The following is a 24,408-nucleotide window of genomic DNA, read 5'->3' as shown; positions in this document are numbered from 1 at the left end:
CGCATGTTAAGAAATGTCCAGGCCAAATTATTGATCGTCGACGACCTGCCGGAAAACCTTCTGGCGCTCGATGCATTGATCAGGCGCGAAGACCGTATCGTCTACAAAGCCCTGTGCGCCGACGAAGCCTTGTCGCTGTTGCTGCAGCATGAATTCGCCTTGGCCATTCTTGATGTGCAGATGCCCGGCATGAACGGCTTCGAGCTGGCCGAGTTGATGCGCGGCACGGAAAAAACCAAAAACATCCCGATTGTGTTCGTCAGTGCCGCCGGCCGCGAGCTTAACTACGCGTTCAAGGGTTATGAAAGCGGTGCGGTGGATTTCTTGCACAAGCCGCTGGATGTTCATGCGGTCAAGAGCAAGGTCAATGTCTTTGTCGACCTGTATCGCCAGAGCAAAGCGATGGAGCATCAGGTCCAGGCGCTGGAGCAAAGTCGACGGGAGCAGGAGGCGCTGCTCAAACAGTTGCAGAACACCCAGAATGAGCTGGAGCAGGCGGTGCGCATGCGAGATGACTTCATGTCCATCGTGGCCCACGAAGTCCGTACGCCACTCAATGGCCTGATTCTCGAAACCCAGTTACGTAAAATGCACCTGGCCCGGGATAACGCCGCGGCATTCACGATGGACAAAATGCACGCCATGGTCGACCGCGACGAGCGGCAGATCAAAAGCCTGATCCGCCTGATCGAAGACATGCTCGATGTGTCGCGGATTCGCACCGGCAAGCTGTCGATTCGCCCCAGCCGGTTTGACCTTGTGCAACTGGTAAACAATCTTCTGCAAAACTTTGCCCCGCAGGTCGAGGCCGCGCAATCGTCGGTCATCTTGACGGCCGAGCAGCCGGTGATGGGGCACTGGGACGAATTCCGTATCGAACAAGTGGTTTCCAACTTGTTGACCAATGCGCTGCGTTATGGCGCCAACAGCCTGATCGACGTACGCGTGTACAATCAGGACGGGCTAGCGTGGATTGAGGTTCAGGACCGCGGTATCGGGATCAGTGAAGAGGATCAGCCGCGCATTTTTCAACAATTCGAACGCGTTTGCGCCAAGACCGTTGTAGCGGGACTGGGCCTGGGGCTGTTTATTTCGGAGCAGATTGTCGCCGCCCACGGTGGCTCCATCACCGTCGAGAGCCGGATTGGCGAAGGCGCCTTGTTTCGCGTTTGTCTGCCGCTGCAGGAAAACAGCCCGATAAACGCAACCTCTGAGTGACCGCAAGGTCGTATCAGCAGCTATTGACTGAACAAAGGCTTTCCATGAGTGAAGATGCACAAGATGTGGTACTGATCGTCGAGGATGACCCTTCGATCTTGATGGTGCTGTCTACTTACTTGTCGAGTGAGGGTTACCGGGTGCTGCAAGCCGAGAACGGCGAACAGGCCTTTGAAATTCTGGCGAGCAAACCGCATCTGGACATGATGATCACCGACTTCCGCTTACCGGGGGGAATCACTGGCGTGCAGATCGCCGAACCCGCCGTCAAGCTGCGACCGGAGCTCAAGGTCATCTTCATCAGCGGCTACCCGCAGGAAATTCGCGAGACCGACAGCCCGATCACCCGCAAAGCACCGATCCTGGGCAAGCCCTTCGATCTGGATGTGTTGCAAAAGATCATGCAGGACATGCTGTGCTGAAGACGGCTGGCCCCCCGTAGGAGCTGCCGCAGGCTGCGATCTTTTGATCTTTTTGCGCCTGCGCGACGGCCCAGATCAAAAGATCGCAGCCTTCGGCAGCGCCTACACGAGAATCTCTCAGGCGCTGATCATCTCCCGCACCTTCGCCGTCAACAAATCGAAGGTGAACGGCTTGGTGATCATCTGCATGCCTGGATCAAGAAAACCACCGCGTACGGCAGCGTGTTCGGCGTAACCGGTGATGAACAATACTTTCAGGTCAGGCCGATACTGCCGGCCGATTTCCGCCAGTTGCCGGCCGTTCATGCCCGGCAATCCCACGTCGCTGATCAGCAGGTCGATTCGCTGACCCGAGTTGAGTATCGGCATGGCGCTGTCGGCATCGCCCGCTTCAACGAAGGCGTAACCCAATTCACTCAATACGGCACTGACCAATACTCGCACTGCGGGATCATCCTCGACGATCAGCACGGTTTCGCCGTTCCGGGCGTAAGGCGCATGTTGGGCATCGATTTGGGTATCCTGGACCAGTTCGCCGCTGAAACGCGGCAAAAACAGACTGACCGTGGTGCCTTTTCCGACTTCACTGTCAATGCTCGCATGGCCGCCGGACTGTTTGCTGAAACCGTAAATCATCGACAATCCCAGGCCTGTGCCCTGGCCAATGGGTTTGGTCGTGAAGAAGGGATCAAAAGCTCGGTTGATGGTGCTTTGCGGCATGCCGTAACCGGTATCGGTGACACTCAGGACGATGTAGTCGCCCGGCTGCAGGTTGCTGTGTGCCGCGGTAAACGCCGTGTCCAGATGCCGATTGGAGGTTTTGACCAGCAGCTTTCCGCCGTCGGGCATGGCATCCCGGGCGTTGAGCACCAGGTTGAGCAGGGCGCTTTCGAGTTGGTTGGGGTCCGCCTCGGCCACCCACAGCTGCTCGTCCAGCTGCATTTCCAGGTGAATGCTCTCATTGATGCTGCGTTGCAATAGCTCGTCCATGGACAGCACAAGGGTGTTCATCTGCACCGGTTTTGAATCCAGCGACTGACGCCGAGAGAACGCCAGCAAACGATGCGTCAGGCCCGCCGCGCGGTTGGCGGAAGTCACTCCAAGATCGATCAGGCTGTCCAGGTCTTCGGTGCGTCCGCGTGCCAGGCGTCGACGCAGCAGCTCCAGACTGCCGATGATGCCGGTCAGCATATTATTGAAGTCGTGAGCAATACCGCCGGTGAGTTGGCCGACCGCTTCCATTTTCTGCGACTGCCTGAGGACCTCCTCGTTGCGGCGCAGTTGCGCGGTGCGCTCTTCAACCTGTTGCTCGAGGGTTTCCAGAGTGTTTTGCAGGCGCAGTTCACTTTGGCTCAGATCAATCAACCGGTCCCTGGCTTCATACTGCCGTCGTCGCCCGCGCAACGCGGTGGTGACCAGGCTGATCAGCGTGACCGGATGGAACGGGCGCTCAAGGAACGTCACGTTGCCCAACTGCGAACCGAGTCGCGACGCAGGGTTCTGCTCCGGGCCACCGTGATGGGTCAGCAGCACGATCGGCAGATCCGACCATGCCGGTTGCTGTTCGATCAGACTCAGCAACGGTTCAAGGTCGGCGCCCAATAAGGCCTCGGAAGCAATCACCAACAGGCCGGCACCTAGCGACAGCTCGTTGCACAACGCGACCAGATCCTTTGTGATGATCCCTTCGACTCCTGCCTCGTTGAGCATCATCAGCGCGATCTGGCTGTCGCGTCCCAACGGCGCAAGAATGATCGCACGCTCGGACATTGCCTCCATGGCCGTCACTGGGCATCTTCCTCAAGCAGCGGATTGCTCGCGCCCAGATAAGTGGGCACGCCACGCAATACACCCTGAAATGCATCCAGTGGTTTGCCGATGGTCATGCCTCGGCTGCTGATGCGGTATTCGCGGATGGTCGATTCGTGGCTGCCGGTACGTTTCTTGATGATCGAGATCGCTCGGCGAACCTTGCCCAGGGCTTCGAAGTAGCGCAGCAGAATGACGGTGTCGGCGAGATAGGTAATATCGACGGGCGCCTGCATGTCACCGACCAGCCCATGTTGGGCGACGGTCATGAACGTCGCGGCGCCCTGACGATTGAGGTACAGCAGCAACTCGTGCATGTGCAGCACCAGGGCATTTTCCTCAGGCATCGCCGCCTGATAGCCGTTGATACTGTCGATCACCACGGTTTTGATATTGCCCTCATCAACACAACGACGAACCCGGTAGGAGAATTCGCCGGGGGACAATTCGGCGGCGTCCACTTGCTCGATCAGCAAGTTGCCGGTGGCTTCCAGGGCTTTCAAGTCGATGCCGATGTTTTTCATCCGCTCGAACAGCAGCCCCAGTTCTTCATCGAAGATGAACAACGCGGCCTTTTCCCCACGGGCCACCGCCGCAGCGGCGAAAATCATGGAGATCAGCGATTTGCCGGTACCGGCCGGGCCGAGGATCAGCGTGCTGGAGCCCGTCTCGATACCGCCACCGAGCAGGGCATCCATTTCCGGGATGCCACTGGTCAACTGCTGACGGATATAACGGCCGCGATGTTCGGCTGCCACCAGGCGTGGAAAGACATGCACGCCGTCACCCATGATGGTGAAGTCATGGAAACCGCCCCGGTACTTCTGACCGCGATATTTCACCACGCGGATGCGCCGACGTTCGGCGCCGTAGTTGGGCGTCAATTCTTCGAGGCGAATCACTCCGTGGGCCACACTGTGCACGGTTTTGTCGAGGGCTTCGGTGGTCAGGTCATCCAGCAGCAGTACCGTGGCTTCGTAGCGCACGAAGTAATGCTTGATGGCCAGAATTTGCCGACGGTAGCGCAATGAGCTTTGTGCCAACAGGCGGATTTCGGACAGGCTATCGACCACGACACGGGTCGGTTTGACCCGTTCGACCGCTTCGAAAATCTGTTTGGTGGCTTCACCCAGTTCCAGGTCCGAGGAATACAGCAGACTCTGCTGATGCTCGGCATTGAGCAGGCTCTCCGGCGGTGTGAGCTCGAAGATGTGGATGTTCTCATCCATCTCCCAGCCATGGGACAGTGCCCCCTGACGCAGTTCGCGCTCGGTTTCCGAGAGGGTGATGTACAACGAGCGCTCGCCGGCCAGCAAAAAATGCAATGCGACGGTGGTTTTGCCGGTTCCGGGTTCACCCTCCAGCAAGAACACGTGGCCGCGGGACAATCCACCGGCCAGGATGTCATCCAGACCTTCGATGCCGGTGGCGGCTTTTGCACTGATCAACTCGTTAGATATAGACAAGAAATGCCCTCTCATGACTAGGGGAAGCGAGGCAACAGGCTGAAAGTGCCTAAATGGACTGCCTGATCACTTGACCCTTCGCCGAGGCGGCGGTTCAACCTTTTGCTGCTCTGATTTGTAGCAGCTGCCGAAGGCTGCGTTCGGGGACGCAGCGCCCGTCGGTCAATCGATGACGAGTGCTACGTGCTCAAACGCAGCCTTCGGCAGCGCCCACAGGCGCGTAGGAGCTGCCGAAGGCTGCGATCTTTTGATCTTGATTCTCGAACTTTCGATCTTGATTAAAGCCCTTGCTGCAACGCCGGATCGTCCGGGTTTAGCTGTTCCAGCTGTGCCAACAGAATCTGCACGTTCTGCAACTGACCGCTTTCCTTCCAATAATTGATCAGCAGCACCCGCGCTTTGCGATCGGCCGGATGGCGCTGGACGATTTCCTGCAGCTGATTCTGCGCCGCTTCCAGCTCTTGTTCAGCATGCAGCGTGGTGGCCAGGTCGTAGCGATATTCCTTGTTGTCCGGTTCAAGCTCCACGGCTTTGGACAGCCCGAGCAGGGCGAACTCACTTTGCCCGTGATGCAGCAACCAGAGTCCCAGCGCATGTTGCAGGTAGGCCGAGTCAGGTTGGGCTTTTAACTGTTTTGCCAACAATTGCCTGGCGGCATCGCTTTGGCCCTGTTTATCCAGCACTTCGATCTGCATCACCAGTGCTGGCAGGTTGCCGGGCGCCAGTTGCAACGTGCGCTCCAAGGCCTGCTGCGCGTCCTTCAACTCGGCATTGTGCAAGTGCAGGCGCGCCAGTTGGTATTGGGTTTCGGCGCTTTCCGGTTGAAGCTTGAGGCGCTGCTCCCAGGCATCGATGGCTTGCTCGAGGGGGGCGAAGTACAACCCCAATTCATCCGGGGTCAGACCCAATAAGGCATTGACTGCGGCAAACCGGACGCTGGGATCGCTGTCATCGAGCAAAGGCCCCAGCAGTAAACTGCGCTGCCCGCTGGACACTAGCCCGCTGATGCTTTTGATCGCAGCAATGCGCACCTCGGCCGAGGGGTGTTGCAGGTCCGCATCGGCCAGCTTCAGGGCTTGCGGGCTTGGGTAGTTAGGCAGTTCGGCATGCAGCCAGACACGACGCTTGGGCGACAGGTCAGGGCGACCCAATTGCTGATAAAGCACCCGCGCCGCCCCCGGTTGACCTGCACGAGCCTGGGCCAGCGCTTCGCTGTAGCCGTGCTTGATCGCCGCTGGCACCACAGGCGTCGTGCTGCGCAGGAAAAACCAGGCGAGGGCGAGGGCAAACAATACGCAAACGCTGATGAGCAAGTAGCGGCGGGACTGAGGCATGCAGGAATCCGGGGTGGCAGGTTTTTGCAAAGCTATCAGCTTCGGTCAGGCCGGGCTGTGAGTCAAACCAGGCGTGTGTTTTTCGCGATTCGAGTCTGGTAGGGACACTGTCCAATCACGATCCCCCGCAATCCCTGTGGGAGCGGGCTTGCCCGCGATTGCGTCGGTACATCCAACATCCATGTGCCAGACAGACCGCTATCGCGGGCAAGCCCGCTCCCGCAGAGGTTTTGAGGACGTCGGTACCTGCACCGACAAAAAAAAAGCCCCGCGACCGAATGAGGGCGCGGGGCAAAAGAATTGGTTGGTTGCGCCAACCAAAGGAGCTCGTTGAAACGTTACTTGCTGGCGATCGTCTCTGGTTGCCAGCCGCCGCCAAGGGCTTTGTAGATTGCGACAATGCCGCGATACAAATCGACTTCGGCCTGGGCCTGGGTATCTTCCGCCGCGAGGCGCTCACGCTGGGCATCGAGCAACACGAGGAAGTCGACGGTGCCTTCGCGGTAACGAATCTCGGCGAGATCGGCAGCGGCGCGGCTGGATTCGCTTTGACGAATCAGCGAGATCAGGCGCTGCTGGCGTTTGCCGTAATCGCTGAAGGCGTTTTCCGATTCTTCCAGCGCCAGCAATACTTGCTGCTCGTAGGTCGCCAGGGCGCCTTCGGCTTCAGCATCGGCACCGCGCAAACGGGCGCGCACGCTGCCCAGGTCGAAGGCCGCCCAGGTAATGCTTGGGCCCAGTGCCCAGGCGTTGGCCGCCGAGGAGCCGATCTGCGATCCGCGCCCGGCGGTGAAACCGAGGAAGCCGCTGAGGCTGACCCGAGGGAACAAATCAGCCTTGGCCACGCCAATGCGCGCGGTGGCGGCCGCCAGTTGGCGTTCGGCGCTGCGGATGTCCGGACGCCGTTGCAGCAGCTCGCCCGGATCACCGATTGGCAGGGCCTTGGCGATGGCCGGCAAGTCTTTTGGACTCAGGTCGATGCTCAGCTTGTCCGGACGCTCGCCCAGCAGGGTGGCGATGCGGTTGCGCTGACGCACCTGTTCGGCCTGCAATTGCGGCACGCTGGCTTCGACAGAGGCCAGGCGCGCATCGGCGCGAACCACGTCCAGCTGATCGCCGACACCGGCATCACGCAGGTTTTCGGTGATCTTGCGCGATTCCTGCTGGTTGTTCAGGTTGGCCAGGGCGATCTTTTCCCGCAGCTGTGCGCCGCGCAGTTGGCCATAAGCGTCCACCAGTTCGGCAATCATGGTGACTTGCAGTTGGTAAAGATCGGCTTCGGCCGCCTGCTGTTCTGCGTCGCTGGATTCCAGGTTGCGCTGGATGCGACCGAACAAATCCAGTTCCCAGGCCATGTCCAGGCCCAGGTCATAGCGTTCACTGCTGACCCGGTCGGTGGTCTGGCCGGGAATCTGTCCTTTGGCCAGATCACTGCTCGCGCGGCTGGTGATGGTCGGCATGGCATCATTGCTGGCGTCATCGCGAATTGCCCGGGCCGCTTTCCAGCGAGCGAAGGCCACGCGCAGATCACGGTTGCCTTGCAATGATTGCGTCACCAACTGGTTGAGGGTCGGATCGTCGAACTGTTGCCACCAGATACCTTCGAAACGAGCGCGGTCGAAGTTCTTCTGACCGGCGCTGCCATCGGTGGCGGCCATGATGTTGGCCGCCTCCGTGGTTGGGGTTTTGTAGTCCGGGCCGACGGCGCAGGCACTCAAGGCCAGTACCAGAAGACTCGGCAGGAAGGCTTTCAGGCTCATGGTTGCGCCTCCAGTGGCTTTTCCAATTTCAGCGCTTTGGCGGCTTTGCGCGCTTCACCGCGCTCCACAAAGTTGCGAATCAGTACGTAGAACACCGGCGTCAGCAACAGACCGAAGAAGGTCACCCCAAGCATCCCGGAGAACACCGCCACGCCCATGGCATGACGCATTTCAGCACCGGCACCGCTGGAGAAGACCAAAGGCACCACACCCATGATGAACGCGAAGGAGGTCATCAGGATCGGCCGCAGACGCAGACGGCAAGCTTCCAGTACCGCTGCCAGCGGGCCGAGGCCTTCTTCCTGTTTATCCTTGGCAAACTCGACGATCAGAATCGCGTTCTTGCAGGCAAGTCCCACCAGTACGATCAAGCCGATCTGGGTGAAGATGTTGTTGTCGCCACCCGAGGCAATCACACCGGTAATGGCCGACAGCAGGGTCATCGGTACGATCAGGATCACCGCCAGTGGCAGGCTCCAGCTTTCGTATTGAGCCGCGAGTACCAGGAACGCCAGCAGTACGCAGAGCGGGAACACGAACAGCGCGGTGTTGCCGGACAGAATCTGCTGGTAGGTCAGGTCGGTCCACTCGTAAGTCATGCCGTTGGGCAATTCGTCCTTGAGCAGTTTTTCGATGGCTTTCTCGGCTTGGCCGGAGCTGTAGCCGGGGGCTGCCGCACCGTTGATTTCCGCGGTGATGAAGCCGTTGTAGTGCATTACACGGTCTGGCCCCGAGGTGTCGCTGACCTTGATGAACGTCGCCAGCGGAATCATCTCGCCGCGGTTGTTACGCACTTTCAACTGACCGATCTGGTTCGATTCAAGGCGGAACTGTTGCTCGGCCTGAACGTTGACCTGATAGGTACGACCGAAGCGGTTGAAGTCGTTGGCATACAGCGAACCCAGGTAGATCTGCAGGGTGTCGAAGATGTCGCTGACGGCCACGCCGTGGGTCTTGGCTTTTTCCCGGTCGATGGCGGCATCGACCTGCGGCACGTTCACGGTGTAGCTGGTGAACAGGCCTGCGAGTTCCGGCACGCTGTGGCTTTTGGTGATGATGTTCATGGTTTCTTTGTACAGCTCGTCATAGCCCAGGTTGCCCCGGTCTTCGATCTGCAGGCGGAAACCGCCAATGGTGCCCAGGCCTTGTACCGGCGGCGGCGGGAAGATCGCCATGTAGGCTTCCTGAATCCCGGCGTACTGGCCGTTCAATGCACCGGCAATCGCCCCGGCGGACATGCTCGGATCCTTGCGCTCGTCGAACGGCTTCAGAGTGACGAACACGATGCCGGCGTTCGGGCTGTTGGTGAAACCGTTGATCGACAGGCCCGGGAAGGCCACGGCGCTTTCCACGCCAGGCTGTTTCAGCGCCAGGTCGGACATGCGCTTGATCACCTCTTCGGTACGGTCCAGGCTCGCGGCATCCGGCAGTTGCGCGAAGGCCACCAGGTATTGCTTGTCCTGGCCGGGGACGAAACCGGTCGGCGTGTTGGAGAACCCGAAGAACGTCAACACCATCAGGCCGGCGTACACCAGCAGGGCGATACCGCTGCTGCGGATAACCCGGCCCACGGTGCCGACATAACCATGGCTGGCCTTGTCGAAAAAGCGGTTGAACGGACGGAACAACCAGCCACCGAAGAGCTTGTCCAGAACCTTGGAGAAACGGTCTTTCGGCGCGTCATGGCCCTTGAGCAACACAGCGGCCAGCGCCGGCGACAAGGTCAGCGAGTTGAAGGCCGAGATCACGGTAGAAATGGCGATGGTCAAGGCAAACTGTTTGTAGAACTGCCCGGTCAGGCCGGAAATGAACGCGGCCGGGACAAACACCGCACACAGCACCAGCGCCGTCGCAATGATCGGACCGGTCACTTCACGCATCGCCCGTTTGGTGGCTTCGACAGGGGTCAGGCCGAGCCCGATGTTTCGCTCGACGTTCTCCACCACCACAATCGCATCGTCGACCACGATACCGATGGCCAGTACCAGCCCGAACAGCGACAGGGCGTTCAACGAGAAACCGAACAGGTGCATCACGGCAAACGTACCGATCAGCGAAACCGGCACTGCCACCAACGGGATGATCGACGCACGCCAGGTTTGCAGGAACAGGATTACCACGAGTACCACGAGGATCAGCGCTTCGAAGAGGGTGTGAACCACCGCCTCGATGGAACCGCGCACGAAGATCGTCGGGTCATAGACGATGCTGAAGTCCATGCCTTGCGGGAAGTTCTTCTTCAGCTCGGCCATTTTCTCCCGAACGTCGTTGGAGATCTGGATCGCGTTGGAGCCAGGGCGCTGGAAGATCGGGATCGCCACCGCCGGCTGGTTGTTCAGCAAGGAGCGCAGGGCGTATTGGCTGGAGCCGAGTTCGACGCGAGCGATGTCTTTCAGGCGAGTGATTTCACCATTCTCACCGGAGCGAATAATGATGTTCTCGAACTCTTCCTCGGAAACCAGACGACCTTGGGTGTTCACCGACAGCTGGAACGCCGTGGCATTCGGCGCAGGCGGAGCGCCCAGGGCACCGGCCGCCACTTGACGGTTCTGTTCACGAATCGCGGTGACCACATCGGTGGCGGTCAGGTTGCGCGAAGCGGTCTTGTTCGGATCGAGCCATACCCGCAGCGAGTAATCGCCCATCCCGAACAGCTGCACATCACCGACACCGCCCAAGCGCGCCAACTCATCCTTGATATTGAGCAAGGCGTAGTTGGACAGGTAGAGCATGTCGTAGCGTTTGTCCGGCGAGGTCAAGTGCACAACCATGGTCAGGTCGGGCGACGCCTTGTCGACGGTGATACCGATGCGCGTCACTTCCTCGGGAAGCTTTGGCTCGGTCCGGGTCACGCGGTTCTGAACCTGTACCTGCGCGTTGTCCAGGTCGGTGCCCAGGGCGAAGGTGATGGTCAGGGTGATCTTGCCGTCAGCGGTGGACTGCGAGGACATGTACAGCATGTTCTCGACGCCGGTGATGGCTTGCTCCAACGGAGCGGCCACGGTTTCACCGATGACTTTAGGGTTGGCGCCCGGGAAGTTGGCGCGGACCACAACGGTCGGCGGCACGACTTCGGGGTATTCGCTGATCGGCAACTGGAACAGCGAGATCGCGCCGGCGATCAGGATCAGCAGCGACAATACCGCTGCGAAGATCGGCCGTGAAATGAAGAATTGGGAAAAATTCATCGTAGAGATCCCTTAACCGCGTGGAGTCGCAGCAGCCACTTTCACAACCGTCCCCGGCGCGACCTTGGCAGGTGCGACTTGGGGCAGGTTGCTGGCTTCCAGCGCTTGTCGTTGTTGAGCCAGAGCCGCGAGGGTTTCCTGGCTGGCCATCGGGATCACTTCAGGGGTGACCGGTGAACCAGGGCGAACCCGTTGCAAGCCCTTGACGATGATGGTGTCGTCTTTGTTCAGGCCACTGCGCACGATGCGCAGACCTTCGATCTTCGGACCCAGTTCGACGGGGCGGTAAGCCGTTTTGTTGTCGGCATCCATCACCAGCACGAATTTTTTACCCAGATCGGTACCGACCGCTTCGTCGTTGATCAACACGGCGGAGTAGGTGCCGCTGCCCACCAGTTTCAGGCGGGCATACAAACCGGGGGTGTATTGGCCGTCAGTGTTGTCGAACACCGCACGACCGCGGATGGTGCCGGTCTTCGGGTTGACCTGGTTGTCGATGAAGTTCATCTGGCCCTGGTGCGGGTTGCCGTCTTCATTGGACAGGCCCAGGTAAACCGGCGTGGTCGCGCCGCGTTGGCCCTGGCGGGCGAGCTGGGTGTATTTGAGGAAGACACGCTCATCGGCGTCGAAGTAGGCGTAGACCTTGTCGGTGGAGACTACGCTGGTCAGCGCGGTGGTGTCGGCGGTCACCAGGTTGCCGGCGGTGATTTCCGCACGGCTGACACGGCCGCTGATAGGCGCAGTGACACGGGTGAAGCTCAGGTTCAGTTTGGCCAGGTCCAGTTGGGCCTGGAGTGCACCGACGGCGGCGCGGGCTTCTTGAGCCGCGCTGGTGCGCGAATCGGCGAGCTCGGCGGAAATCGCGTTGCTGGTACGCAGACGTTCGCCGCGCTGGGCTTCGTTTTCGCTGCGGGTGGCGGTAGCGCGAGCTTGCGAAACCAGCGCTTCGAGGCGGCGGACCTCAGCCTGGAAAGGGCGGGGATCGATCTGGAACAACAGATCGCCTTTCTTGACCAGCGCGCCTTCGGTGAAGGCCACGTCATCGATCTGGCCGGAAACCCGTGGACGAATTTCTACCGTTTCCGGCGCTTCAAGGCGCCCGGTGAATTCGTCCCACTCGTTGACCGGTTGCTCCAGCACCTTGGCCACGCTGACTTTGGCTGCTGGCAGGGTGGCGGCAGCGTCCGGAGTCTTGCCGCAAGCGCTCATCACCAGCACGGCCAACAAGGCCAAGGGGAAGCGCAAATGTTTGAGTGATTGTTCCATGGGAGCATCCGCCAATGTATTGAGATGGGCGGATGATGCTTGGCGGGGTTGTATGGCACGAATCGAATGAAGCGAAGGTAACTATCATTCGGAATGATATAAGTTCATTGCGAGCTCTCTAGCATGCACCTTCCATTGGCGCGCGTTCAAATGAAATGATGACAATTGTGTGTTGCGGGGAATGCAAAGGTTGGCTTCAGCTACGGAATCTGAGCGTGGTTGAGGGGGCTTCGCCGTAGCGTCTTTTATATTCCTGAGCAAATCGTCCCAGATGAGCAAAACCCCATTTGAAGGCGATATCTGTGACCGAACCTTCTTGTTGCTGACGGCAAAGTTCAAGGTGCACTTGTTCCAGCCGTAAGTTGCGCAAGTAGGCCATGGGTGTGGTATCGCAAAAGTCGCGGAAGCCGGCGAACAGCGTGCGAACGCTCACACCGGCATGTTCGGCCAATTGCTCGATGCTCAGCGGTTGGTCGGCGTGAGCGCGCATGAACTCTTCGGTTCTTTTGACGAAGTGGGGTAAAGGCGTTCTGGGTTTGCTGGCGCAGTCCAGGCGTTCTCGAAGATTGTTCGGCTGACCGTAAACCAGAGCATTAATCAGCATTGACTCAAACTGCTTGAGTACCAGCGAATGGTGCAGTGGATGGTCATCCAGCTTGATTGCGTCCGCCAGAATGTTGATGAGCTGGAGAAAGTAGTGACCTCCAGGTGTGGTCAAGTCGAGTTCTGGATCGAACTCCAACGGTCTGTCCAAATTGTGTCCCAGATGCTGGACGCAATGGTATTCGACTTCACTGCGTTCGATCCTCAAGGCCAATTGTGGCGCGTTAGCCTCCCAGCTCATCGACAACGGCAGATTAGGGGAGATCAGCGAGGCCCGTTCCGGCGTGGAAATGAAGTCATGTCCTGCGCATTGAATGCGTGCTTGTCCCTTGAGCGGTACCTGAATCAGGAAAAAATCCTCGAGGCGACCTGGGTCGATAAAGACGTTGACGCCGTATTCCAATCGGTTCAGGGACAGTCGTCCACGGTTGATGTGGTGCATCCGTGCGCTGACCCGTTCGGTGCTGTCGATGCAGCGCAATTCGTGTTTTTTGAAGACGCCGCTGACGCCTTCGCGGATGCCGTCCAGATCATTAAGCAGGAACAACTGGTTTTCCGGGGTGAACAGCGACGCACTGTCGAAAAGGCTGGCGCAGCGCTGTGCGATGAGATTCTGACTCATGGTCACCTCAGTTGCATGCACGATTCAAGGCATGTCGCACGGTGGTGTTACCCAGGTTTTGCAGGATCTGGATGATCGCTGCGTTATCCGGATAACCCGTGTGCATGTCCGTTTCTTTTTGTGCCCTTATTGGGCTTTCTGCCTAAGCCAGCAATTGGTGTGCCAAGCGACGACAGAAGCATTCTGACGCAGCGTGCAGTAGTCGGTATTTTTTAGAATCCTCCCGCAAATCCTGGGCGTCCAACTTTTTTTGGAGGGGCGAGGCATAGGTGAATGTGGCAAAGGCACCGACACATTTTCGCAGCTCGCGGACAACGGCAGCATCAGATGGATAGTGCTGGCAAGGGCAGGGTCGCACCATGACTTCAACGCTTGTTAATTCGTTGAAGCCGCCAGACGGCGAGGTTGAACGCCATGAACATTACCCATACACCGCCTGTTCCAAGCGCTCATCAATGGCGCAACTGGGACGACCTGGAAAACGCCGACGTTCAGCCTGGCAGCCATCTCATCACGTCAAGACGTCGTTACTACCACCATGGGATTTATCTGGGCGGGCGTCGAGTCGTGCACTACGCAGGCTTTCATAAAGGTTTTCAGGTCGGTCCTGTCGAAGTGTTGGCATTGGACTGTTTTGCTGGCGGGCAACCAGTGTGGGTCGACGATGCCCCGATGTCTCAGTTCGACGGTGAGGAAGTGATCCGCCGGGCACTCTCGCGCCTGGGGGAAAATCACTACCGGTTGCTGACTAATAATTGCGAGCACTTCTGTAATTGGTGCCTGTACGGCAAAAGCAGTAGCGAACAGGTTCGCGGCTTCATGACCCATCCATTGGCACTGCTGCGGTTGGTGCTGCAAAGCCTGCCGGATAACTTCCTGCAGGCCTCGGACAAGCGTTGCACTCAGCGGATAGTCGGTGCAGCAGAAGGTGCCCAATATCACATCCAACGTTCCTGAGCCCTTGGAGATTCGAGATGAAAGGCCAATATATCAGCGTGCCGGTTCCGTCCGGCGGTCAGTTCCAGGCTTACCTTGCGACCTCTATCGATGGTCGTGGTCCGGGTGTGGTGCTTTGTCAGGAAATCTTCGGCGTTAACCAGGCTATGCGTGAAGTTGCCGACCTGTTGGCCGAGGAAGGTTATACGGTGCTGGTTCCGGACCTGTACTGGCGCCAAGAGCCTGGTGTCGATTTAGGTTACACCGAAGCGGAGTTCGGTCGTGCCTATGCGCTCTACCAGGGCTTCGACGAGACGCTGGGCATTGATGATATCCGTGCCAGTCTGAAGGCATTGGAGTCATTGCCTCAATGTAAGCCCGGGGACCTAGGCGTTGTCGGCTATTGCCTGGGTGGCAAGCTGGCTTACCTGGCGGCCTGTCGGTTGCCTGAGGTGGCTTGTGCCGTTGGCTACTACGGCGTAGGAATTGAAACCGCGCTCCCGGAAATTGAAGGACTTCAAGGGCGTCTGGTGCTCCATATGGCCGAACAGGATCAGTTCTGTCCAGCAGAGGCCCGCTCCGCGATCAAGGAGGCCCTTTGCGATAAAAAGGGTGTTGAACTCTACGTCTATCCGGGCGTTGATCACGCGTTTGCTCGCCCCAGCGGTCATCACTACCACAAGCCATCAGCGCTTCTGGCCCACGAGCGGACTGTTGCTGCACTGCGCAGGGAGCTAGGGCCAGACTACAACCTCTCTGACCTGTGGGATGAGCATGTCCGTCACGAGTTCGATACCCGGGACGTACCTGCCACCATGGCGACCATGGTCGCTGAACCTTACGTTAACCACATTCCGACCATGACCGGTGGCGTGGGTGCTAAAGAGTTGAGCCGCTTCTACCAGCATCACTTTGTCCACGGCAACCCCAAGGATATGGCGTTGACGCCACTGTCTCGCACGGTCGGTGCATCACAGATCGTCGATGAATTCATCATGAGCTTTACCCATGACGCCGAGATTGACTGGATGCTTCCCGGGGTGGCACCCACCGGGCGCTACGTCGAGATCCCGATGCTTGGCGTAGTCAAGTTCCGCGGTCCGAAGCTCTATCACGAACACATCTACTGGGATCAGGCCAGCGTGCTGGTTCAGATCGGCCTGCTTGACCCGACCGGACTACCCGTGGCGGGTGTGGTGACTGCGCAAAAGTTGCTCGATGAGTCACTGCCCTCCAATACGCTGATGCCGAGTTGGGCTTCCAGCGCTGACAAGCCGGTGTAAGGGGAAAGACATGTCTCATCTAGAGAATAAGGTCGCCGTGATCAGCGGTGGCGCAACCCTGATTGGTTCTGCCGTCGCTCGGGCGCTGATGGATGCCGGTGCTGTTGTTGCACTGTTCGATATCGATCGTGACGCAGGTCTCAGGGCGGCGTCCGAGCTCGGTGAGCGAGCCGCATTTTTTCATCTCGATGTAACGGATGACGAACTTATTGCCCATGCAGTCGAAGACGTTCGGGCACGTTTTGGTGGGGTCGACCTGTTGATTAATCTGGCCTGCACCTATAGCGACCAGGGCTTTGCTTCCAGCCGTCAGGATTGGCTACAGGCACTTGATGTGAACCTGGTTTCAGCCGTGGCATTGACTCAAGCGGTGCATCAGGACCTTAAAGCCCGACGTGGTGCGATTGTCAATTTCACGTCCATCTCGGCCAAGTGCGCCCAGACCGGGCGCTGGCTTTATCCAGTCTCGAAGGCCGCCATGGTGCAGCTGACTCGCTGCATGGCGATGGACCTGGCCGCCGACGGTATCCGCGTTAATTCGGTGTCGCCTGGCTGGACCTGGTCGCGGGTGATCGACCAGGCCAGTGGCGGCAACCGCGAAAAGGCTGATGCAGTCGCCGCTTCCTATCACCTGCTGGGCCGTCTGGGAGAACCCGGCGAAGTGGCCAATGTGGTGGCGTTTCTATGTTCGCCAGCCGCCAGCTTTGTGACGGGTGCGGATTATGCCGTCGATGGAGGCTACTCGGTCATGGGACCGGAACAGAACCTGCCGGCGATACCACGGCTTGCTGAGTAACACCGAAACTAACAAGAAACCCTGTTCGGCGACTGCCGAATGCTGCACCTGTAACCGTCGATAACCAGGAGAATAACAATGCGTCGAATCGCCATCGTCGGAGCCGGTCAAGCCGGCCTGCAACTCGCTCTAGGCCTGCTCGCCAAGGGCTACCATGTGACCCTGGCCACTAATCGTAATGGCGAGGCCATTCGCAACGGTAAAGTGATGTCCAGTCAGTGCATGTTCAACGCCGCCCTGCAAAGCGAGCGTGATTTGGGCCTGAACTTTTGGGAGGACCAGTGCCCGGCCGTAGAAGGTATTGGCCTGGCAGTGCCTGACCCGGAGAAGCCAAATGAGCCACTGTTCAGCTGGAGTACCCGGCTGGATCGCTACGCCCAATCAGTCGATCAGCGCCTGAAAATGCCAGTCTGGATGGATGAGGTCGTGAAGCGTGGCGGCGAGGTCATTATTCAGGATGTCGGTGTGGCCGAGTTGGAGCTTCTGTCGACCAGCCATGACCTGGTACTGCTGGCGGCGGGTAAGGGCGAAATCGTCAATCTGTTTGAAAAAGATGCCGAGCGGACTCAGTTTCAGCAACCGCAAAGAGCGCTGTCATTGACCTATGTGAAGGGCATGACACCGATGTCGCCGTTTTCCCGGGTCAGCTTCAACCTGATTCCCGGTGTAGGCGAGTACTTTGTGTTTCCTTGCCTGACGACCACCGGACCTTGCGAAATCATGGTTTTCGAAGGGATTCCGGGCGGGCCGATGGATTGCTGGCAGGGGATTACGTCTGCAGAGCAACATCTTGAGAAAAGCCTGGAGCTGATCAATCGTTACGTCCCTTGGGAAGCCGAACGCTGCCGCTCTGTGGAAATGACCGATGACAAGGGCTTCTTGTCCGGCAGATTCACGCCGATGGTGCGTAAACCGGTATTGACGCTGCCGTCTGGCCGCAAGGTCTTTGGCATGGCCGATGCTCTGGTAGTCAACGACCCGATTACCGGCCAGGGTTCGAACAATGCCGCCAAGTGCAGCAAGGTTTACCTGGATGCGATTGTCGCTCGTGGTGTGCAAGATTTTGGCCCGGACTGGATGCACGACACTTTCGAGCAGTACTGGAGCTATGCCCAGCATGTGGTCAAGTGGACCAACACCATGCTGACTCCACCGCCTCAGCATCTGCTGGAACTGCTGGGCGCCGCCAGCCAGTCAAAACCCCTGGCATCGGCCATCGCCAACGGCTTCGATGATCCGCGCAATTTTGCACCTTGGTGGTTCGACGCCCAGTCTTGCCAAGCCTTTATTCAGGAAAAGACTCGTCAGGCCGCTTGAGCCGCCATCGAGCCAGGAGTTCATCATGAATGCATTTAGTCCAGAGTCTATCCAACACGAACTGGTCAACGCACAAGACTGCGACCCGCGCGAACTGCGTAATCTGCTCGGGAAGTTTGCGACCGGTGTGACCGTTATTACCACGCGCACCCCTGACGGGCGCAATGTTGGCATGACCGCTAACTCCTTTTCATCGGTATCGCTGGATCCGCCACTGGTGCTTTGGAGTATTTCTCGCAACGCTCCGAGCCTGGCGGACTACCTGTCGTGTGGCCATTTTGCAATCAATATCCTGGGCGCTGATCAGCACGATCTTTCGGGACGTTTTGCGCGGCCCGCGCCAGATAAGTTCTCGGGTGTGGCATTCAAGGCCGGGGAGGCTGGAGTACCGCTTCTTGATGGCGTGATCGCGACCTTGGTCTGCCGCAACGTTACGCAGTATGAGGGGGGTGATCATCTGATTTTTCTGGGGCAGATCGAGCACTACCGCCACGGCACAGGCGAGCCGCTGGTGTTTCATTGTGGACAGTATCGAGTGGCGTCGGAGCATCCAGGATTGAGTCGATAATTTAAGAACCCCGAACTTCGCCGCTACTTCAGAGTGGCGAAGTATTTGTTACCGCTTGAAAACATAAAGTTGCGGTGTGATCGCAAGTATTCGCTGTATTTCCTGAAGGTGTTGAGTCTGACTGTGCTTGTGCAATGAGGATTCTGCGTTTGTACGTTAACGGATGGCCTTGCCTGCAGATTGCAACTTTCGACTGCTCTACCTTTAGCCTGGCTGTAAGTGGAGAGCGTGATGAAAATAAAAATAAAACTGCTGTCGGTGTGCATTCTGGGATCTGGCTTTTCGGGATTTGAAACGGTACAGGCGTATGACTTGCCCGTGGTCAATTTAGGCTTCACCAGTTTTCTCGATGGCGGCCCACCCGCTGGATCAGGTTGGTACTTCCAGGAGTACTTCCAGAGCTACAGCGCCGATCGGCTGCGCGATAAAGACGGCAAAGCGCTGGGGCTACCCAAGCAACAGCTGGATTATCAAGTGGCCGTCACTCAACTGACTTACTTGTCCGACATTCGCATAGGTAATGCCGCACTGGGTATGAATGCCTTGCTGCCCTTTGTGACGCGGATGGACGTCGATGACGGGCTGAACAATGCAGCAATAAAAGGTCAAAGTGGCTTTGGTGATTTGCTGTTGGGACCGATGATTCAATTTGATCCGATTATGGGGCCCGATGGCCCACGCTTCGTTCATCGCATTGAATTGCAGGTCAATTTGCCCACCGGCAAATACGATAGCAAACACGATGTTAATCCCGGGGCTAATGCCTGGTCGTTTAATCCGTATTGGGCGGGCACCTATTGGTTCACGCCAAAATGGACGGCGTCGGTGCGAGCGCACTATCTCTACAACGGCAAAAACAACGACCCGGGGCCAGGTTTTGGCGATGCCGACGACATCCAGGCCGGACAGGCTCTGCACGCCAACTTTGCAACCGAGTATGCCGTCACGCCACAGCTGCGCCTGGGCATCAACGGTTATTGGTTAAAGCAGATCACCGATACCAAAGTGGACGGTCATGAAGTGTCTGGACGTCGAGAGAAGGTCTGGGCCATCGGACCGGGTGCAATGTACAGTTTCTCGAAGGATGACCATGTATTTTTGAATGCGTATTTTGAGCAAGACGTAGAAAACCGTGCTGACGGCAGTCGTGTGCAAATGCGTTACATCCATCACTTTTAAGACCGCGAAACTCCTGCTCCTTTGGCGTTCGATGCCTTTGGTCTTTTGCCTGCCCCACGCGGCAGGCATTTTTTTTTCTGCTTCCGGGACTTTTCGATCATGCCCGCATCCCCCTTATCACCCGATACCGCCGTTCTGATTTGCAGCACTGACCTGCGAGGGCGCATCAGCCACTGCAGCGAAGCATTTGTCGCGCTCAGCGGCTATTCAAGCCAAGAACTGACTGATCAACCTGGTAACGTGCTTCGGCATCCGGAAATGCCGCCACAGGTTTTTAGTAGCCTGTGGCAAACGTTAAAGCTAGGGCGGCCCTGGATGGGCCTGATCAAGAACCTTCGTCGGGACGGTACAGCCTATTGGTTGAGCGTATACATCAAACCGGTGTTCGGCCTCGATGGCATAGAGGCCTACGGTGCGGTTTACAGCGTACCTAGCGAGCAACAACGTGAACGTGCGCAAAAGCTCTATGCTCGCTTGAATAGTCAGGATCCGGTCGTGCGATGGAATATCGGGCGTTTGCTTGGCTGCGCATTACCGGCGGTGCCCTTAGGTTTTGTCCTGTCGGCCGGGCTTTGGCAACTGGACGCTTTTGTCGCTCAGAGCGCATTGATCGTAGTGGGGCTGGGGGCCATGGCGGCTTTTCAGGCGCATCGACAAACTCGAGCTCTCCAGCGTGTTTTCTCTGCACATCCCAAAGCATTCACTGAACCGTTAATGGCGCAAATGTACAGTCGCGAGCACGGTGCCGCAGCTCAAGTGGATATGGCCTTGGTCGCGCAAGAGGCTCGTCTGCAAAGTGCTCTGTCGCGGATTGGCAGCACCGGTCTGGTGGTACAGCAGCGGGTGCTGGAGCTCGGGCAACTGATCCAGGCCGAAACCCTGCGCCTTGAACGTCAGCGCGATGAAACCGATCTGTCGGTGACAGCGCTCACCGAGCTGGCCGCGACGATTCAAGAAGTTACCGGCAATGTGCAGGCCACCCATCTGGCGACTACCCGGGCCGTCGATCTGGCCAACCATGGCGAGCAACTATCCGGTCAAAGCCTGAGGGCAATGCAATTGCTCAATACATCCGTGGGCGACACGGCCACGGCCGTTCAACAATTGGCCAGTTCTACGGAAGCGATCAGTCATATCACCAACATCATCAGTTCGATTGCCGGGCAAACCAATCTACTGGCACTGAATGCGGCAATAGAGGCAGCGAGGGCGGGGGAAGCGGGCAGGGGCTTCAGCGTAGTGGCTGATGAGGTGCGGCAATTAGCGACGCGAACCCAGGAAGCGACACAACAAATTCAACCGCTCTTACTGCAACTGCGCGATGCCACCGAGCTGACGGTGCAACTGACTGATGCCGGGCGTGAGTTTGCCTCAAACAGCACCCGTGAAGTCACTTCGGTGCAGAACAACCTGGCGGGTGTGAATTCATCCCTCGCACAAATTTCCGGCATGGGCATGCAAATCGCTTCTGCCATGGAGCAACAGTCCCAAGTGGTGGAAAATTTGTCGCAACAGGTATTGCAGGTGGCTGAACTGTCGACTGACAGTGTCGAAAAGGCGCTGGATGGAAAACGCATCAGCGAGGACTTGCAACGTCAGGCCGAAGCATTGTGTCATCTGGCTGAACGCTTTGATCAATGATGTGCGAGGTTCAATTAAAGACAAATTAAAAGGGGAAATAGCCGCGAGGCTATTTCCCCTTTTTTAGTCGTCACTGCTTGGTGTTGCTCTCGATGAATTTTTCGTAGTACATCTGAAAATGTTCAATCTGCTGGGCATCAAACCAGGTTTTGATGGACTCCACCATCGGTGGCGGACCGCACAAGTAGATATCGAACGGATTAGCCTCCAATTGCTGGCGGTCGAAGTGTTCTGGAATCCACCCGGTTTTGCCTGCCCATGCCGCGGATGGTTTCGAGACGACGAGGTGGTAGTCGAAGTCCGCGATGCATTCACGGTAACCGGCCAGCCGCGAGAGTTCACACAAATCATTGTCTTGCGTAACGCCATAAAACAACTGGATCGGCTGGCCGCAACCTCCTTTTTCCGCAATGTTATCCAGCATCCCGAGGAACGCCGACAGGCCGGTGCCGCCTGCCACCAGTACCAGTGGCTTGGTCACTTGGCGTAGATAAAAGCTACCCAAAGGTGCCTCGAACTCAATGAGTTGACCAGGCTGGCAATGCTCTCTGATGAAGTTGCTCATCACTCCATCAGGCAGCAACCGGATGAGAAACTGAAGCTGGTTAGTGGGGTTCGGGCGGTTAGCGAATGAATAAGAGCGCCACTCACTGGTTCCAGGAACATGCACACGTGCGTACTGTCCCGGAAGAAAATCCAGTTGCTGCTTGTTGGAACACGCGTCGATATGAAGGATCGCGGTGGTGGCTGACACTTGCTCTACACCGGTAACAACCGCTTGTAACAGTTGGGTTCCACCGCCGTTACACAAAGTCGAATCGAAGTCGAAATAGAACGAAGCATCCGATTGCACGCGGGTCTGGCAAGAGAGCATTTTGCGTTGGGCCAGATCGTGTTCGGATAATGCCTCTTCATCGACGTAGTCTTGAGTGAATTGACCGGATTCGCAGCGGCCCTGGCAGGTGCCACAGACACCTTCGCGACAATCCAGCGGAATGTTCACACCATTACGCAACGCGGCGTCGAGCAGCAGTTCGTTTGGTTTGACCTCAAAGAATGAGGTCTTGCCGTCTGCGAAGCTGAAAGCGACTTTATGGTTCATGACAAGGTGCCCCACAGCTCACAGGTGATAGAAATCAAGCACAGAATTGATCGTGTCATTGAGCAACACAATGTGCTTGCGAGTGATCTTCCAGCTGTCTGCGACCGCTTTAAGGTGGTAGGTCACATGGCCGTAGAACTGCTCAGACAATCCTTGACGCGTATAAAGCGTGACCCAGCCTGCCTTGACTTCAAGCAAGCCGTCATCGAGCTCCTTGATTCGCACGTTGCTGATTTGATGCAGGGTGCGCGGCATCGGGTTTGAAGCCGCCGACTTACCGGTGCGCAGGCGAAATACCCGGTCTTCAAGGCCGGACCGGTTCGAGTAGTAAATCAGCGACATGCTGCGCTTGGGGTCGGTGGTGTACACATGCTCCGACTCCCATTGCGGCAGATGGAATTCACTCTGTTCATCAAAGAGGGCGATGTAGGCGTCCCAGTCCTGCTGATCGCACAACTCGGATTTACGGTAAAGGAACTGCTCGACGGAATGTTGTAGTGCGCTCATTTCACACCTCCTTCAACTTCAGGGCTTTTTGTTCCAGGCCTTGCAGAAGGAAGCGCTGCCAGGAACCGTGCTGATTAATGTAGAGCCCCTCATGGGTGAACTCGGTGCCGGTCAATACCGGTTGAATGCCCAGAACCTCGCTGTTGGGTGTGGGACCTTCAACCCATTTTTCGCTGCCGCGGGATACTTCGTTCCAACGCTCAAGGCGTGCCTGGAATCCACGTTGAGCTTCACGAAACTCCACCAGGTCGTCTGGGGTTCCCATGCCTGAAACGTTGAAGAAGTCCTCGAACTGGCGAATCCGGTTTTCCCGGTCCGCGTCGGACTCACCTTTCACGCCGATGCATTGGCTGGTGATCTCTGTTTTGTTCCAGGCCACTGGGCGCACGATGCGCAGTTGTGAGCTGATTTGATCCATGAAGAACAGGCTTGGGTAGATGTTGAGGTTGCGCAGACGGTGCATCATCCACTCGGCTTGCTGCTGGCCATACTGTTCCACCAGACGCGGCATGACGGTGGCATAACCGGCGCGTACAGTCGGGTTGGGCATGTCGCTGAACAAGAGGCTGTGACCATTCTTGAACGAGAACCAGCCATCATCGGTTTCGGCATCGCCGGCGCCCAGTTTGCTGTAGTCCAGTGTGTCGGAGCCGCCACCTTTAGCGGCATTGACTTGCTGGCGATGCTGTACCGTGGAGACGTAGTTGTAGTGCACGGTGCTGACGTGATAACCGTCCAGACCGTTTTCGTGCTGCAGTTTCCAGTTGCCGTCGTAGCTATAAGTCGACTTGCCCGGCAGTATCTCCAGTTCGCCAGTGGGGGACTGCGCGACCATCATGTCGAAGAACACTTTGGCATCACCGAGGTAGTCTTCCAGCGAGTCGCTACCGTTAACGTCCAGACTAATGAAGACGAAGCCCTTGTAGCTTTCGATCCGGGCTTTCTTCAGGCCGCGAGTCGCTTTGTCAAAACCTTCCGGGTATTCCCCCGGTGCCTTGACCTTGACCAGGCGGCCGTCGCTTTTGTAACACCAGGCGTGGAACGGACAGGTGAAGGTTGACTGGTTACCTTTGCTGACACGAGTCAGCGTCGCGCCCCGATGCTGGCAAGCGTTGATTAGCGCGTGAAGCTGATTGTTCCCATCTCGGGTGATGATCATCGGCTGACGACCTGCGCGCATCGTCAGGAAGTCATTGGGATTTGCGATTTCACTTTCGTGGCAAGCGTAGATCCAGTTCTTTTCGAAGATCAGCTCCATCTCCAGGTCGAACAGTTCCGGCTCTGTGAACATGTCACGAGCGATACGGTATATGCCTTCAGCCGGCCGGAAATCCAGACAACCCTGAATGTAGTCTTGCCACTGCGCAATGCTTCTAGTGCTGTTCATCAGG

At 57.6% G+C, this 24,408-nt stretch carries 19 protein-coding genes and 1 pseudogene; 10 read left to right on the top strand and 10 right to left on the bottom strand.

Going from position 1 to position 24,408, the window contains the following annotated elements; translation table 11 throughout:
* Positions 1 to 3 precede the first annotated feature (3 nt).
* Positions 4 to 1,218: a hybrid sensor histidine kinase/response regulator gene (locus BZL43_RS12850; protein WP_095632652.1), complete on the top strand. Its 1,215-nt coding sequence runs from the start codon at positions 4 to 6 to the stop codon at positions 1,216 to 1,218.
* A 44-nt stretch (positions 1,219 to 1,262) separates the two neighbouring features.
* Entirely contained in the window at positions 1,263 to 1,640 is a 378-nt protein-coding gene (locus tag BZL43_RS12845) for a response regulator (protein WP_095632651.1), read from the top strand.
* Positions 1,641 to 1,757: 117 nt separating this feature from the next.
* Here the strand turns inward: BZL43_RS12845 and BZL43_RS12840 are convergent, their stop codons facing one another.
* From BZL43_RS12840 to BZL43_RS12810, 7 genes are all read right to left on the bottom strand, one after another.
* Complete coding sequence (locus BZL43_RS12840; RefSeq protein WP_221217184.1) at positions 1,758 to 3,419, bottom strand: response regulator; 1,662 nt, start codon at positions 3,417 to 3,419, stop codon at positions 1,758 to 1,760.
* A 5-nt stretch (positions 3,420 to 3,424) separates the two neighbouring features.
* Entirely contained in the window at positions 3,425 to 4,915 is a 1,491-nt protein-coding gene (locus BZL43_RS12835) for an ATPase domain-containing protein (RefSeq protein WP_095632649.1), read from the bottom strand.
* A gap of 278 nt (positions 4,916 to 5,193) precedes the next feature.
* Positions 5,194 to 6,249 carry a lipopolysaccharide assembly protein LapB gene (locus BZL43_RS12830; protein WP_095632648.1) on the bottom strand — a complete coding sequence of 352 codons (1,056 nt, stop codon included), beginning with the start codon at positions 6,247 to 6,249 and terminating at the stop codon, positions 5,194 to 5,196.
* Between the two features lie 338 nt (positions 6,250 to 6,587).
* Positions 6,588 to 8,009: an efflux transporter outer membrane subunit gene (locus tag BZL43_RS12825; RefSeq protein ID WP_095632647.1), complete on the bottom strand. Its 1,422-nt coding sequence runs from the start codon at positions 8,007 to 8,009 to the stop codon at positions 6,588 to 6,590.
* A complete protein-coding gene (locus BZL43_RS12820; RefSeq protein WP_095632646.1) occupies positions 8,006 to 11,197 on the bottom strand; it encodes an efflux RND transporter permease subunit in 3,192 nt (1,063 codons plus the stop codon). Before BZL43_RS12820 ends, BZL43_RS12825 begins: the two co-directional genes overlap by 4 nt.
* A gap of 12 nt (positions 11,198 to 11,209) precedes the next feature.
* Entirely contained in the window at positions 11,210 to 12,463 is a 1,254-nt protein-coding gene (mexE, locus tag BZL43_RS12815) for a multidrug efflux RND transporter periplasmic adaptor subunit MexE (protein WP_095632645.1), read from the bottom strand.
* A gap of 196 nt (positions 12,464 to 12,659) precedes the next feature.
* Positions 12,660 to 13,688 (bottom strand): AraC family transcriptional regulator, encoded by a 1,029-nt coding sequence (locus tag BZL43_RS12810; protein ID WP_095632644.1) that lies wholly within the window; start codon positions 13,686 to 13,688, stop codon positions 12,660 to 12,662.
* Between the two features lie 414 nt (positions 13,689 to 14,102).
* Between BZL43_RS12810 and BZL43_RS12805 the strand changes: the two genes are divergently transcribed.
* The 8 genes and pseudogenes from BZL43_RS12805 (at position 14,103) to BZL43_RS12775 (ending at position 21,408) form a co-directional block, all read left to right on the top strand.
* Positions 14,103 to 14,645: a lecithin retinol acyltransferase family protein gene (locus BZL43_RS12805; protein ID WP_095632643.1), complete on the top strand. Its 543-nt coding sequence runs from the start codon at positions 14,103 to 14,105 to the stop codon at positions 14,643 to 14,645.
* Between the two features lie 17 nt (positions 14,646 to 14,662).
* Entirely contained in the window at positions 14,663 to 15,907 is a 1,245-nt protein-coding gene (locus tag BZL43_RS12800) for a dienelactone hydrolase family protein (protein WP_095632642.1), read from the top strand.
* Between the two features lie 10 nt (positions 15,908 to 15,917).
* Positions 15,918 to 16,703 (top strand): SDR family oxidoreductase, encoded by a 786-nt coding sequence (locus BZL43_RS12795; RefSeq protein WP_007905568.1) that lies wholly within the window; start codon positions 15,918 to 15,920, stop codon positions 16,701 to 16,703.
* Positions 16,704 to 16,781: 78 nt separating this feature from the next.
* Positions 16,782 to 18,020 carry a styrene monooxygenase/indole monooxygenase family protein gene (locus tag BZL43_RS12790; protein WP_095632641.1) on the top strand — a complete coding sequence of 413 codons (1,239 nt, stop codon included), beginning with the start codon at positions 16,782 to 16,784 and terminating at the stop codon, positions 18,018 to 18,020.
* A gap of 25 nt (positions 18,021 to 18,045) precedes the next feature.
* Positions 18,046 to 18,588, top strand: a complete 543-nt coding sequence (locus BZL43_RS12785; protein WP_007905566.1) for a flavin reductase family protein — start codon at positions 18,046 to 18,048, stop codon at positions 18,586 to 18,588.
* 231 nt (positions 18,589 to 18,819) lie between these two features.
* The gene (locus BZL43_RS12780; RefSeq protein ID WP_256582840.1) at positions 18,820 to 19,767 is read left to right on the top strand and encodes a transporter; all 948 of its coding nucleotides are present in this window, start codon (positions 18,820 to 18,822) and stop codon (positions 19,765 to 19,767) included.
* 99 nt (positions 19,768 to 19,866) lie between these two features.
* A pseudogene (locus BZL43_RS28820) lies at positions 19,867 to 20,166 on the top strand (PAS domain-containing protein); the annotation flags it as partial.
* A 231-nt stretch (positions 20,167 to 20,397) separates the two neighbouring features.
* On the top strand, positions 20,398 to 21,408 hold the full coding sequence (locus BZL43_RS12775) for a methyl-accepting chemotaxis protein (protein WP_371916213.1): 1,011 nt from the start codon (positions 20,398 to 20,400) through the stop codon (positions 21,406 to 21,408).
* A gap of 70 nt (positions 21,409 to 21,478) precedes the next feature.
* On the opposite strand, the gene antC is transcribed toward BZL43_RS12775, so the two are convergent.
* Genes antC through antA form a run of 3 tightly spaced genes read right to left on the bottom strand, consistent with a single transcriptional unit; the run spans position 21,479 to position 24,404 of the window.
* The gene (antC, locus tag BZL43_RS12770) at positions 21,479 to 22,510 is read right to left on the bottom strand and encodes an anthranilate 1,2-dioxygenase electron transfer component AntC (RefSeq protein WP_095632639.1); all 1,032 of its coding nucleotides are present in this window, start codon (positions 22,508 to 22,510) and stop codon (positions 21,479 to 21,481) included.
* Positions 22,511 to 22,528: 18 nt separating this feature from the next.
* Positions 22,529 to 23,017, bottom strand: coding sequence for an anthranilate 1,2-dioxygenase small subunit (antB, locus tag BZL43_RS12765; RefSeq protein ID WP_095632638.1), 489 nt, complete (start codon positions 23,015 to 23,017; stop codon positions 22,529 to 22,531).
* Position 23,018: 1 nt separating this feature from the next.
* Positions 23,019 to 24,404, bottom strand: a complete 1,386-nt coding sequence (gene antA / locus BZL43_RS12760) for an anthranilate 1,2-dioxygenase large subunit (protein ID WP_095632637.1) — start codon at positions 24,402 to 24,404, stop codon at positions 23,019 to 23,021.
* Positions 24,405 to 24,408 lie beyond the last annotated feature (4 nt).

It is taken from the genome of Pseudomonas sp. PICF141, assembly GCF_002286815.1.
In the GTDB taxonomy this organism is placed as follows: domain Bacteria; phylum Pseudomonadota; class Gammaproteobacteria; order Pseudomonadales; family Pseudomonadaceae; genus Aquipseudomonas.
Note: the sequence above shows the minus strand (reverse complement) of the source record. Positions and strands in the feature narration are given on the sequence as shown.

Bases quoted from the DNA above. Each gene is read 5' to 3' on its own strand.
- BZL43_RS12850 (WP_095632652.1), top strand. From the start codon at position 4: ATGTTAAGAAATGTCCAGGCCAAATTATTGATCGTCGACGACCTGCCG.
- BZL43_RS12845 (WP_095632651.1), top strand. From the start codon at position 1,263: ATGAGTGAAGATGCACAAGATGTGGTACTGATCGTCGAGGATGACCCT.
- BZL43_RS12840 (WP_221217184.1), bottom strand. From the start codon at position 3,419: ATGGAGGCAATGTCCGAGCGTGCGATCATTCTTGCGCCGTTGGGACGC.
- BZL43_RS12830 (WP_095632648.1), bottom strand. From the start codon at position 6,249: ATGCCTCAGTCCCGCCGCTACTTGCTCATCAGCGTTTGCGTATTGTTT.
- BZL43_RS12825 (WP_095632647.1), bottom strand. From the start codon at position 8,009: ATGAGCCTGAAAGCCTTCCTGCCGAGTCTTCTGGTACTGGCCTTGAGT.
- BZL43_RS12820 (WP_095632646.1), bottom strand. From the start codon at position 11,197: ATGAATTTTTCCCAATTCTTCATTTCACGGCCGATCTTCGCAGCGGTA.
- mexE (WP_095632645.1), bottom strand. From the start codon at position 12,463: ATGGAACAATCACTCAAACATTTGCGCTTCCCCTTGGCCTTGTTGGCC.
- BZL43_RS12810 (WP_095632644.1), bottom strand. From the start codon at position 13,688: ATGAGTCAGAATCTCATCGCACAGCGCTGCGCCAGCCTTTTCGACAGT.
- BZL43_RS12805 (WP_095632643.1), top strand. From the start codon at position 14,103: ATGAACATTACCCATACACCGCCTGTTCCAAGCGCTCATCAATGGCGC.
- BZL43_RS12800 (WP_095632642.1), top strand. From the start codon at position 14,663: ATGAAAGGCCAATATATCAGCGTGCCGGTTCCGTCCGGCGGTCAGTTC.
- BZL43_RS12795 (WP_007905568.1), top strand. From the start codon at position 15,918: ATGTCTCATCTAGAGAATAAGGTCGCCGTGATCAGCGGTGGCGCAACC.
- BZL43_RS12790 (WP_095632641.1), top strand. From the start codon at position 16,782: ATGCGTCGAATCGCCATCGTCGGAGCCGGTCAAGCCGGCCTGCAACTC.
- BZL43_RS12785 (WP_007905566.1), top strand. From the start codon at position 18,046: ATGAATGCATTTAGTCCAGAGTCTATCCAACACGAACTGGTCAACGCA.
- BZL43_RS12780 (WP_256582840.1), top strand. From the start codon at position 18,820: ATGAAAATAAAAATAAAACTGCTGTCGGTGTGCATTCTGGGATCTGGC.
- BZL43_RS12775 (WP_371916213.1), top strand. From the start codon at position 20,398: ATGGCGGCTTTTCAGGCGCATCGACAAACTCGAGCTCTCCAGCGTGTT.
- antC (WP_095632639.1), bottom strand. From the start codon at position 22,510: ATGAACCATAAAGTCGCTTTCAGCTTCGCAGACGGCAAGACCTCATTC.
- antB (WP_095632638.1), bottom strand. From the start codon at position 23,017: ATGAGCGCACTACAACATTCCGTCGAGCAGTTCCTTTACCGTAAATCC.
- antA (WP_095632637.1), bottom strand. From the start codon at position 24,404: ATGAACAGCACTAGAAGCATTGCGCAGTGGCAAGACTACATTCAGGGT.